Origin of the sequence: Caballeronia sp. LZ065, from assembly GCF_031450975.1 — a bacterium.
In the GTDB taxonomy this organism is placed as follows: Bacteria; Pseudomonadota; Gammaproteobacteria; order Burkholderiales; family Burkholderiaceae; genus Caballeronia.
On record NZ_JARUXV010000001.1, the window covers coordinates 2,053,723 to 2,065,656 of the forward strand.

11 protein-coding genes are annotated in these 11,934 nt (G+C 64.0%); 5 read left to right on the forward strand and 6 right to left on the reverse strand.

Going from position 1 to position 11,934, the window contains the following annotated elements:
- Positions 1-77: 77 nt before the first annotated feature.
- Positions 78-878: a cystine ABC transporter substrate-binding protein gene (locus QCE63_RS09415; protein ID WP_309832472.1), complete on the forward strand. Its 801-nt coding sequence runs from the start codon at positions 78-80 to the stop codon at positions 876-878.
- Positions 879-1,048: 170 nt separating this feature from the next.
- Complete coding sequence (locus QCE63_RS09420; RefSeq protein ID WP_309832473.1) at positions 1,049-1,708, forward strand: amino acid ABC transporter permease; 660 nt, start codon at positions 1,049-1,051, stop codon at positions 1,706-1,708.
- 27 nt (positions 1,709-1,735) lie between these two features.
- Here the strand turns inward: QCE63_RS09420 and QCE63_RS09425 are convergent, their stop codons facing one another.
- From QCE63_RS09425 to QCE63_RS09440, 4 genes are all read right to left on the reverse strand, one after another.
- Positions 1,736-2,734 (reverse strand): Gfo/Idh/MocA family protein, encoded by a 999-nt coding sequence (locus QCE63_RS09425; protein WP_404990095.1) that lies wholly within the window; start codon positions 2,732-2,734, stop codon positions 1,736-1,738.
- A gap of 163 nt (positions 2,735-2,897) precedes the next feature.
- Positions 2,898-3,659, reverse strand: coding sequence for an FCD domain-containing protein (locus QCE63_RS09430; RefSeq protein WP_309832476.1), 762 nt, complete (start codon positions 3,657-3,659; stop codon positions 2,898-2,900).
- A gap of 508 nt (positions 3,660-4,167) precedes the next feature.
- Positions 4,168-5,319: a glycosyltransferase family 4 protein gene (locus QCE63_RS09435; RefSeq protein WP_309832478.1), complete on the reverse strand. Its 1,152-nt coding sequence runs from the start codon at positions 5,317-5,319 to the stop codon at positions 4,168-4,170.
- Between the two features lie 259 nt (positions 5,320-5,578).
- Complete coding sequence (locus tag QCE63_RS09440) at positions 5,579-6,115, reverse strand: GNAT family N-acetyltransferase (RefSeq protein WP_309832479.1); 537 nt, start codon at positions 6,113-6,115, stop codon at positions 5,579-5,581.
- 373 nt (positions 6,116-6,488) lie between these two features.
- On the opposite strand from QCE63_RS09440, the gene QCE63_RS09445 reads away from it, so the two are divergent.
- From QCE63_RS09445 to QCE63_RS09455, 3 genes are all read left to right on the forward strand, one after another.
- Positions 6,489-7,514 (forward strand): DUF1839 family protein, encoded by a 1,026-nt coding sequence (locus QCE63_RS09445; protein WP_309832481.1) that lies wholly within the window; start codon positions 6,489-6,491, stop codon positions 7,512-7,514.
- A 1,000-nt stretch (positions 7,515-8,514) separates the two neighbouring features.
- A complete protein-coding gene (locus QCE63_RS09450; RefSeq protein ID WP_309832483.1) occupies positions 8,515-9,261 on the forward strand; it encodes a Crp/Fnr family transcriptional regulator in 747 nt (248 codons plus the stop codon).
- A 31-nt stretch (positions 9,262-9,292) separates the two neighbouring features.
- Positions 9,293-10,708, forward strand: a complete 1,416-nt coding sequence (locus QCE63_RS09455) for an undecaprenyl-phosphate glucose phosphotransferase (protein WP_309832484.1) — start codon at positions 9,293-9,295, stop codon at positions 10,706-10,708.
- Between the two features lie 74 nt (positions 10,709-10,782).
- Here the strand turns inward: QCE63_RS09455 and rpiA are convergent, their stop codons facing one another.
- Both rpiA and QCE63_RS09465 read right to left on the reverse strand, forming a co-directional pair.
- Positions 10,783-11,472, reverse strand: a complete 690-nt coding sequence (gene rpiA / locus QCE63_RS09460; RefSeq protein ID WP_309832486.1) for a ribose-5-phosphate isomerase RpiA — start codon at positions 11,470-11,472, stop codon at positions 10,783-10,785.
- Between the two features lie 64 nt (positions 11,473-11,536).
- Positions 11,537-11,932 carry a SirB2 family protein gene (locus tag QCE63_RS09465; protein ID WP_309832488.1) on the reverse strand — a complete coding sequence of 132 codons (396 nt, stop codon included), beginning with the start codon at positions 11,930-11,932 and terminating at the stop codon, positions 11,537-11,539.
- Positions 11,933-11,934: the final 2 nt, after the last annotated feature.

The following is an 11,934-nucleotide window of genomic DNA, read 5'->3' on the forward strand; positions in this document are numbered from 1 at the left end:
TATGATCGCCGCACTTATCGTTGCATGAAGCAAGAGGCTCGACGCCCTTGCCCTGGCCATCAGAGGAGAACAACACAATGAACCTGTCCACGCTCAAGAAACTCGTTGCCGCCAGCCTGATCGGCGCGGCGTTCACCGCCGTCACCAGCGCCGCGCACGCGGACGACCTGCTCGACCAGGTCAAGCAGCGCGGCACGCTGCGCATCGGCCTGGAAGGCACCTTCCCGCCGTTCAACTCGAAGGCGACCAACGGCGAACTGGTCGGCTACGACGTCGACATCGCGAAGGCCGTCGCGGCCAAGCTCGGCGTCAAGCCGGAATTCGTCACGACCGAATGGAGCGGCATCATCGCCGGCCTCCAGGCGGGCAAGTTCGACGTGATCGTGAACCAGGTCGGCATCACCGATGCACGCAAGCAGACGCTCGATTTCTCGCCGGCCTACACGTATTCGAATGCGCAGCTGATCCAGCGCAACGACGACAAGCGCGAGTTCAAGTCGCTCGATGAACTGAAGGGCAAGAAGGTCGGCGTCGGTCTCGGCACGAACTACATGGACATGGCGAAGTCGGTGCCGGGCATCGACGTGAAGACGTATCCGGGCGCGCCCGAGTATCTGCGCGACCTCGCCGCCGGCCGCCTCGACGCCGCGCTGAACGACCGCCTGATGCTGGCCTACCTGCTGAAGAACTCGCAATTGCCGCTGCGCACCGGCGCGAACGTCGGTCCGGGCAATCCGTCGGGCATCCCGTTCAAAAAGGGCAATCCGAAGTTCGCCAAGGCGATCGACGACGCCATGACCCAGCTCGAAGCCGACGGCACCTTCACGAAGATCTCGGACAAGTGGTTCGGCATCAACGTGACGAAGCCGGCCAAGTAAGCCGCGTTTCCGAAAGCTTCCTGAGGGCGGCATCGGCGACGGTGCCGCCCTTGCCTTTTGCCGCGACGGTTTAAGATGAGCCCTTCGCGCGCGCCGCCGGGCCGGGTTGCGCTCGAATGCCTGGCCCGTTGCCTCTGAGTTGCACCGAATCCCTCAACGCATTCCCGTTCATGTCCACGACTTCCCTGCTCGTCCAATCGGCGCCCGTGCTGGCGCAAGGCGCGGTACTGACGATCAAGTTCGCGCTTTATTCGATGTTCTTCGGCCTCATCGCAGCCGTCGTGCTGGCGTTGATGGGCATCAGCACGAACCGCACGCTGGTCGCGCTCGGGCGATGCTATGTGAGCGTCATGCGCGGCACGCCGCTGCTCGTGCAGATCTTCGTGATCTACTACGGCCTGCCGAGCCTCGGCATCTCGCTCGAACCGACGCCCGCGGGCGTGATCGCGCTGTCGGCGAACGTCGCCGCGTATCTGTCGGAAAGCATGCGCGGCGCGATTCTCGGTATCAACAGCGGTCAGTGGCTGGCGGCCTACAGCCTCGGCTTGTCGCGCACGCAGACACTGCGCTACGTGATCGGGCCGCAGGCGCTGCGTATCGCGGTGCCGAGCCTGTCGAACAGTCTCATCAGTCTCATCAAGGACACGTCGCTGGTGTCGGTCATCACCGTGACCGAACTCCTTCGCAGCGCCCAGGAAGTGATCGCGGCGACCTACCAGCCGCTGCCGCTGTATCTTGCGGCAGCCTTCGTCTACTGGGTGCTGTGCAGCGTGCTGGAATTCGTGCAGCGGCGCTTCGAGCGGCGGCTCGCGCTGCCCGGACGTCATTGAACGCGCACGCCGCCGGTTTCGCGGGATTCAGTCAGTTTCGAAAGGAAAGCGCAGCTTCAGGTCGCGTCGCGCGGCGTCGATGATGGCGATCATGCGCATCGAAGTCGCGTGCGACATGATCGGGCTTTCGATTGCGCCCGCACGCAGCAACTCGCAGAAATGGGCGGTTTCGTAATTGAGGCCGCCGCCGCTGAAGGGTTCTTCCAGCTCGACCTTGCGGCCATCCGTATAGGCGATCGTTGCGCGCACCGGATTCCACCAGTTCTCGTGGATGGTCACGGTGCCGCGCGTGCCGGCGATCAGCGCATCGCCGCGACCTTGCAGATCCAGCCCGCAGAACAGTTGCGCGATGCCGCGCTCGTGGCGCACGTTCAGGCTTGCGAAGACATCGACGCCCGTGTCCCCCAGCCGGCCGATGGTCTGCACGTCGAGCGCCTCGCCGAGCCAGTCGACCGCGAGGAACGCCTCATACACGCCGATATCCAGCAACGCGCCGCCGCCCGCCTCCAGCGAGAACGACGGATGATCGGACGGCACGTTCGCGATCGAGCAGCCCGCGCGCACCAGCCCGATCTCGCCGATGCCGTCCGCCTCCAGGTGCGCGCGCAGGCGCTGGTAGAGCGGATAGAACGGCGGCTTCATTGCCTCCATGAACAGCAGCTTCGCCGCGCGAGCCGCGTCGATCATCTGTTGCAGCGCGCGCGCATTGACGGCGGCGGGCTTTTCGCACAGCACCGGCTTGCCCGCGGCGAAAGCACGCAACGCGTAGTGCGGATGACTGTCCTGCAGCGTCGCGATATAGAGCGCGTCGATGTTGTCGAGCAGCGCGTCGAAGCTGGCGCAGGCCTGTGCGCCGAAGCGGCCGGCAAGCTCGCGCGCCGGCTCCTCGCGGCGCGACCAGACGCCCGCGAGTCGTGCGCCCGGCACGTGCGCGAGACTGTCGGCGAAACGCTGCGCGATGCGCCCTGCGCCGACGATGCCCCAGCGCACCTCGCCCGCGCCGCTTCCGATAGTGTTCTCCGACAAAACTTCCTCCTTGTGCAATGTTCGTCGTGCGACGCAGTGTGCCTGATTGCATGACATGACGGTTTGGCGAACAGCGCAGACGACAAAAAGCCGGGACGTGTCCCGGCTTTCTGCTTGACCAGCATGACGCGAAAGCTTTGCTCAGACGCTGTGTATCACGTCTTCACGCCGCGCCAGCCGACGCATTCACGTTCGGCGTGGAAGGCGCAGGCTGGCTGTTGACGCGCTCCAGCGAGAACGCGCGGCCCACTTCCTCGGCCGCCAGGTCCACCAGCGCGCGCGTCGCGGCCTCGGCGGCGCCCGGGTCTTTCGACTCGATCGCCTCGACCACGCTGCGCTGCGCGGCAAGCGTCGCTTCGCGCACGGACTCGATGCCGTCGACAATCGGATTCACCGTCACGAGCGCGCCGCGCACGATGGCCGTCATCTGGCGGAAGAACTGGTTGCCGCTGGCCGCCACGATGCGCGTGTGCAGCACCTCGTCGGCCGCCTGATATTCCGGCTCGCCGACCTGCAGGCGTGACAGCACATCTAAAGCGTCGCGGATGCCCGCGATCTCGTCGGGCGTCGCGCGCGCCGCCGCCAGGGCCGCCGCGCGTGGCTCGATCAACATGCGGAATTCGATTACATCGCGCAGAAAGGTTTGATCCGGCTTCGCGCGAAAGCGCCAGCTGACTACGTCCTCGTCGATCAAGCGCCAGTCGCTCATCGGACGGATGCGCGTGCCCGTCTTGGGCCGCACGTCCAGCATATGCCGCGCCAGCAGCATCGAGAGCGCCTCTCGCATGACGGTGCGGCTGACGTCGAACTCTTTCGAGAGGATGTCTTGCGGCGGCAATATTGCGCCGTATTTCTGCTCGACGATCCCGGAGACGAGTCCGTCCATCACCTTTGCCACCAGCGATCGCTCTTTGTTTTCATCCATCTCGCTTCTCCCCTTCTCGCCTGATCCGTAGCCGTGTGTGTGGGCGCATCACTACTTTCGCTTTCCCCGGACTGCGAAAGGCATGACAAACGACGCACAGTCAATTCGTCATGCTTGATACGTTGCGTCTTCGTTGCTTCGAATGCCAGCTAGGAAATTCCTGACAGGGTAATCCCTTTGGCTTCGACGTCGATGTTGATGTGTCGTTCTTACCGCTTCACGTCGCCGTGGCACGTGTCCGTGCTGCGCTTGCGCCGCGCGCGCGCCGTCATTCGTCAGGGAAACTGAAGAATGACGGCGACGCAGCGCGGCGCAGGCGGGTCCATCTGGCGGTCCGGATAACGGTCGGACCGGTCATGCACTCATTTGAGCAAGCATCTCGTAGGCTTTCTGTGCGAACGCGAACGCTCCTCCGCTGGCATGCGCCTTTTGTATGATCCGGTCGCTTGCGCAAACCGGATACTTACGCCGTGTTTTACCCGCTTTTACCGATTCGCCGCTTTTCCGCTCATACCGCGCCATCGGGCGCGCGGGCGCGGCGCGGGTCCATCGCGCCCTGGCGGCGGCGCAGCGATTCGCGCTCGGCCAGCGTGTGCTGATAGATCGCCATGTATTCGCCGCTCACCCGTTCCACCGAAAGCTGTTGCAGGTTGTTCCTCGCGCGCGCGGCGTACTGGCCGCGCGCCTGGCCGTCGATCAGGAGCCAGTGCAGCTTCGCCGCCGCCTGCGCGGGCTCGCCGGGCGGCACCAGCACCCCCGCCGTACCGCCGTCCAGCATTTCCGGGATGCCGCCCACGCGCGTCGCAACGATTGCGCAACCGGCTTCGCGCGCCTCCGCGATCACCAGTGGCGACGGGTCCTGGTGCGACAGCAGCGCGAACACATCGGCGCTGGCGAGATACGGCCGTGCATCGGCGACGAAGCCCGTGAAATGCACCGCTTCCGCGATGCCGAGCTCGGCGGCGAGCGCTTCCATGGAGCCGCGATCCGGGCCGTCGCCGACGAGGTAAAGATGCGGCTCCGGCAGGAATTCCGCTTCGCCGGCGGCCTGCTCATGCACGTGCGCAAAGGCCTGCAGCAGATCCGCGATACCCTTGCGCCGATACATTCCGGCCACGCATACGATGTTCGGATGGCGCAGGCGCACCGGCCTGGCGGCGGGCCGCAAGACGAGGCGCGGCGCGCCGACTGCGCCGTTGAGAACGATCGACAGGCGTCCGGCGCCGATGCCGCGCGCCTCGAGATCGTCCGCCACCGCCTGGCTGACGGCGACCATGCGATCGCCGGCACGGACCAGCGCGGCGCTCTTCTGCAACTCGTGATGCACCGTCGTGACGAGCGCGAAGCGCCGCCGCATGCTGCCGAAGCGCGAGATGAGCGCGCCGGTCATCATGTGCGCGTGCACGATGTCCGGATCGAAGCGGTCGATGAGACGATTGAAGCCCGCGATCATCGACGGCACCCGCCAGGGCTGGCGCGACTGCTGCAAGGGAATGTGCGTGATGCCGTGGCGCCGCAACAGCGGCTCGAATCCGCCTCCCGACGAGGCCACCACGACCTCCTGGCCCATGCGCGCCTGCACGCAGGCAAGGTCGACCATCATGTTGACGGTGCCGTTGCCGATCGTCTGCGCATGGTTGGCGAGATGGACTATTCGCATGAAAGTGCCGTTTGCACGCGCGCCGGCTCACACCGGCGGCGTTGATCTTATTGTGGTCGAGGCGTGTTTCGGGGCAGCGCGTGCCGCCTTTGTGACGTTGTTCTTGCCTCGATGCCCGACAGGCTTGCGCCCGTGATGCCGCTGGCGTCGGCCGTGCTGTCCAGTTGCCCGGCTGACGTTGTCCAACCTGCTGTCGAATCTGCTGTCGAATCGTTCAGGGGGCGCCGCCGCGCGGCGCCGTCATGCAACGCGCAGGCGCCTACAGCAACTCGAAGGTGCTCGCGTAGTCAGCGGGACCGGCGAACTGCACGCGGGATGGACTCGCTGTTTCGCGCGACTGCCGGCTCTTGCGCGTCAGGCCGATGAACGGCATGCCGTGTTCGAGGAACGGTCCTTCGGTCTTGCGAAAGCCGAATGCTTCATAGAAGCCGCGCAGACTCACCGGCGCGGTCAGGCGCACGCCACGGCCCGGCCAGCGTTCGGCAGCCACGGCGAGCACGCGCTCGATCAGCGCATGCGCGGTGCCGTCACCACGGCGCAGCGGGCTCGTCAGGATCTTGTCGACCACGACTTCGGGATCTTCCGCATCACCTTCGTGAATGCGCGCATAGGCGAGCACCGGCATCGAGCGGCTCATGTCTTCTGCCGCGAACACATGCGTGCCGGTTTCGTCACGTCCATCCGGATCGAGATGCACGTGCGACTGTTCGACGACGAACACCGCACTGCGCGCGCGCAGAATCAAATAAAGCTCACGCGCAGTGAGTTGTTCGAAATCCAGCGTTTTCCAGTTCATTGATTATCTCCAGGCGAAACCGGGATTAACCGGCGTTGCGACGATTCAACCTTACGTGCCGGCCCCTCGTGGCACAGTGCGCCATCGCACCGACCCGAAACGCCGCGCCGCTTCAAATAGGGCCGACCACACGCAAAAAGGCGTCCCGGGGAAACAAGACGCCAGCACGACGAAACCAGCGCCACGCGACTGTCCTTCATCGGTCAGCCGCGTGCGCGCGCATGCGTCGATAGCACTCGCGTCATCCGGCACCTTCATGGGAAAATCAAAATGCATACCGCCATCGAACGCGACAAAGACGCACAACCACAAGCCCGCCCGCTTTGCGCGCCCGCGGTATCGGACGCCGGTTTTTCCGGTCCGAGGTAACGGCATGAGCGCGTTCCATACGAGTGGTGTGACGGGTTCGAACGCGGGACGTTCCCGCGTCGTGTCACTCGACCCTCTGCGCCTGCGTGCACGGCGTCATCATGCGCATGCGCTGCATCGCGGCGAGCGCATCTGGCGCGAAGGCATGGCGCCGGTGGACCTGTGGATCGAACTGCTGCACGGCAACGGCCTCGAACCGCGCGCGGCGCTCGCGTTCAGCGTCGCTCAGGACTTCGAAGACGACCAGTTCACGCTCGGCAAACTTCCTCCCGACGATATCGAAAAGCTCTATGGCCTGCAGGTGCAGGAACTCGCGGTATTCGACTCGCTCGAAGAACGCGCGCTCGTGCAGACCCGCCGCGCCAACATCGTCTTGCTCGAGACGGACGCTTACTTCCTGCCCGATACGCGTGCCGATGCCTATCATCGCGAGCATGCCCGCACGACCATCGGCATTGATGTGATCGATCCCGGCGCGCGCCGCCTGGGCTACTTTCATCACACCGGCTATCACCTGCTCGACGGCGCCGACTATGACGGCATCCTGCGGCCCGCCACGGCATCCGCAGCCCTGTTTCCACACGTCGAGTTCGTCAAGCATGTGCGAGATGCACTGACGGGCACGCCACTCGCGGAAACCTCGGCCGACTTGCTATGCGCGCATCTGTTGCGCCGCCCGCCGCATAACCCGATCTCGCGCTGGCGCAAGGCTTTTCCCCACCATGTTCAAACGATGCTCGAACGCGGCGAAGCGTATGCGCGTCACTATGCGTTCAACGTGACGCAGCAGCTCGGCGCGAACTTCGAATTGCTTGCGCACTACCTGCAATGGATGCGCGAGCAGGGCTTCGACATTCCGCTGTCCGCGCATGCGGGCGCACGCAAGATTGCCAGCGAGACCATGGTGTTGCAGTGCCGTCTTGCACGCGCCTTGTCACGTGGCAGCGAAGACCTCTGCGAGGCTTCATTCGACATCATCGAGGACGCCTACGCACGCGTCATTCCTCCGCTCGCCGATATCGTCTGTTGATCATTCAATAGGCAATCGGCGCCCAGATGATCCGCGTTTTGAAGCATTCGCTTTAAAACACGTTCGAGCCCATGTTTCAAGGGCTTTTTCAATCGCTTACCTGGTGTGGACGAGACTCGACAACATGACACCGTGATGTCGATCAGGCATCTTTTGCGCTTATCGAATCTCGCGGCGCCGGCATTGTCCTCGATGAAACATTTCGGCGCATGCGCGCATTGCGCATTCATGCTCGCCGCATGCAGTCGGGCCGACAATCGCGCAGCAAACGTTTTACGATCGCCAGGACGTTCCGTGCGCGCTTCATGCCTTCATGCAAGCGGCATGTGGGCCGCCATTCAACTGCGAAGGCATCGGCAGCGTCCCCTGTTCAGGTCAGGTTTCACCGGGTTTCTCATCACGTGCAACGCACGCAACGTTTTCGCACCACGCACTCTTCCGGAGCGGCTATCTGCAGGCCGGCGCAAGGCCTTGCCCATCAACGCCTCTGCAGGAATCAACAGGTGCCTTTCGTACAAGGTGTTCGCTGTCCCACCCAAGCCATGGAACACGGATGAATCAATTTTCTTTAACCCTACGAAAGAAGGAGTGAGGTTGGGGCCATGTCGAGTGACGAGGCTTGTTCCGTGGTCTTTCGGCCCATCTCTCCCTGCCTCAGGAGGGATTGGACTGATGATACGAATCGGGGCGCACACGTATTCCTAAGACCACCCATGTTCAATACTGAAACAAAAACGGTGCGCTGCGGTGCATCAAGAAATTGTCGCGTGCAATGAGGCCCCGCCAGCATTGCGATTGACCACACTGGCACAGTCCTCGCTAATAAGCCCTCGCGATCCGAAGGGCGGCTAGAACAAGACCAGAACACTGTCGACGGATCGTTACGGGGCTGGCGTGAGGCGTTTTCGATCAGGGACGCACAAGCGATCGATTCAGAGAACGGTCACGCCAGTAAATAAAAATGTGAAGCGCAACGCGCGAAGTTACGAGAGAACCAATCATGCTGACCCTCCAGTCCGACCTGCACGGCAATCACCTGCTTGGCGCACTTCCGGCCCACGAATGGCAGGCACTGACTCCGCACCTCGAACTCGTCCAGCTGCGCACCGAACAATTGCTGTGCGATTCTGGCCAACGCATCCACCACGTCTATTTCCCGACCACGGCGATCATCTCGCTGCTCCACACGATGGAAGACGGTGGCTCGGTCGAGATCGCCGCGGTGGGCCGCGAGGGCATGACGGGCGTACCGGTGCTGACCGGCGGTGAAACCATGCCGACGCGCGTGCAGGTGCAATGTCCGGGTTTTGCGTATCGGATGAGCGCGCAGGCGCTGCGCGAGCAGTTCGGCCGCTCCGACTTCCTGCGCCGCCTGATGCTGCTCTACATGCAGGCGCTGCTGACCCAGGTCGCGCAGACGGCTGCCTGCAACCGTCACCACTCGCTCAACAAGCAGCTGTGCCGCTGGCTGTTGATCGAGATCGACCGTACCGCGTCGAACGAACTCCAGGTGACGCAGCAACTGATCGCCGACATGCTGGGCGTGCGCCGCGAAGGCGTGACGGAAGCCGCCGGCAAACTGCATGACGCGGGCCTGATCCATCACAGCCGCGGCTGCATCAAGGTGGTCGATCGCGAAGGCCTCGAGGCCCGCGCCTGCGAGTGCTACAGCCTTGTGAAGCGTGAATTCGACCGTCTGCTTCCGCGTCTTCGTGCAACCGAGGCAGCATCGGCCTCCAGCGTTTAATGGTTCAATGATGCAAGCAAAAAATCAAAACATGTTCGCGTGGTCGGCACGCTGCCTGGATGTTGCGCTGATCGTGGCCGGCGGCCTGATTGCGCATTCGATGCGCTTCGCCACCCCCGATATCAGCGACATCGAACGGCTGCTGACTGCTTTCAACTGCGTTCTCGCGCTGTTGCTGTTCCCCGCGTTCGGCGTGTACGACACCTGGCGCGGCAAGCCCCTGCCGGTCATGCTGGCGCGCGTCACGCTCGCCTGGATGGCCGTGGTGGCAGCGGGTCTGTTGCTGGCCTTCACCCTGCACCGGATGGATTCGGTATCGCGGCTGTGGTTCGCGTATTCGACGGTCATTACCGGCGCGTTGATCATCGGGATCAAGTTCGCGGTGTACAGCAGCCTGCGTGCGATGCGCGGACGCGGTCTCAATCAGCGCAGCGTCGCCATCGTCGGCGCGCAGGGTTTTGCCCGCACGCTGCTCGCGCATCTGAGCAGCACGCCGGAACAGGGCTTCACGCCGGTCTGCCTGCTCGACACCACCGGCGACGAGGAATTGCACGCCACGGGCGTCAGGCACGCGCCGACGAGCGCAATCGGCACGGGCGGCTCGCGCTTGCCGGTGCTGAACGACTTCGACGAGCTCGTCGCCAAGGTGCGCGCCGAGGAAATCAATGAAGTGTGGCTCGCGTTGCCGCTTTCGCAGGAACATACGATCTATCGCTTCGTGCACGCGTTGCGGCATGACTTCGTGAACCTGCGGCTGATTCCCGATACGCGCAGCATCTCGCTGTTCAACCATTCGATGACGGATGTCGCGGGCCTGGCGACCATCAACCTGACGACCTCGCCGGTCAACACGCTGCGCATGTGGCCGAAGCTCCTGTTCGACCGGCTGTTCGCGGCGACCGCCCTGCTGGCGCTTTCGCCCTTGCTGGTCGGCATTGCCATTGCGGTGAAGTCGACCTCGAAGGGACCGGTGTTCTTCACGCAGAAACGCAAGGGCGCAGATGGACGGCCCTTCCCGATCTACAAGTTCCGCTCGATGGCGGTGCACAAGGAAACCACCGGACACGTCACGCAGGCGACGCGCAACGATCCGCGCGTGACCAAGGTCGGCGCGTTCCTGCGGCGCACGAGTCTCGACGAGCTGCCGCAGTTCCTCAACGTGCTGTTCGGACATATGTCGGTGGTGGGTCCGCGTCCGCATGCGCTCGAACATGACGACCTGTACAAGGATCTCGTCTATGGCTACATGTTCCGCTATCGCATCAAGCCGGGCATCACGGGCTGGGCGCAGGTGAACGGCTATCGCGGCGCGACCGAGAAGGTGGAGAAGATGCAGAGCCGGGTGAAGTTCGACCTGTTCTACATTCACAACTGGTCGTTCTGGTTCGACGTGAAGATCGTCGCGATGACGATGTTCAAGGGATTCATCGGACGCAACGCGTTCTGATCCGGTCTCTCCAGAAGAAAAAAGGCCCGGCGCTGCGAAGCGCCGGGCCTTTGTCTTTGTGCTGCGTGGCGGATTTATGCGTAGTCGATGCGCTCGACGCCCGACTCGGCGCCGAGCAGGCAGAGATTCGCGCCGCGCGCCGCGAACAGGCCGACCGTCACAACGCCCGGCCACGCGTTGATGCTGGCTTCGAGGGCGCGGGGGTCGTCGATCGACAGGCCTTTCACGTCGATGATCTCGTTGCCGTTGTCGGTGATGAACGGCAAGCCGTCCTTTGCCACGCGCAGCACCGGCACGCCGCCCAGCGCCGCGAGCCGGCGGCCGATCGCGGTGCGCGCCATCGGCACGACTTCGACGGGCAGCGGAAACGAGCCCATGACGGGCACGCGCTTGCTGGCGTCGGCGATGCACACGAACACGTCCGCGACCGATGCGACAATCTTCTCGCGCGTGAGCGCTCCGCCGCCGCCCTTGATCATGGCGCCGCTGGCGTCGATTTCATCGGCGCCGTCCACGTACACGGGTAGCGACTCGATCTCGTTCAGGTCGAACACCTTGAAGCCATGGCCCTCGAGCCGCGCGGTGGTGGCAAGGGAACTCGATACCGCGCCGCGATAGCGCGCCTTGGAACGGGCGAGCGCGTCGATGAAGCAGTTGGCCGTGGAGCCGGTGCCGACGCCGATGATCGCGCCTTCGGGCACGTTCGCGTTCACGTAGTCGGCGGCGGCCTGGCCGACCCGTTGCTTGAGTTCGTCTTGAGTCATGGGAGGGTGCTGCTGAAGGGGGGAAACTCGAATTTTATCGGAGTGCGCGCAGGACGCGTGCCGATCATGCCCAGGCGCGCAGGAAGCCGAGCGGATCGTGGCTGTGTGCCACCGACGCGATGAACGCGAACACCACGATCGCCAGCACGCCGTAGATGGCGCGCGCGCCTTTGGTGCGGCCGCGCTTCAGCGCCAGCGTGCCGAGCACGACATAGACGACGAGCCCCGCGATTTTCGCGCCGAGCCATGCGGCGTTGGCGGAGAAGCCGATGATCGCGACCAGGCCGATTGCGCTCAGCAGCAGCAGCGTGTCGATGATGTGCGGCAGGACTTTGGCCGGGCGCGTGTGGAGCAGGCGCGAGCCGCTGAGCATCCAGATCCAGCGCAGCACGAATCCGGCGATGGCCAGGCCTGCGCAGGTCATGTGAAGCGTGCGCAGCGTGAGGAAGGTGTCGCCCATGG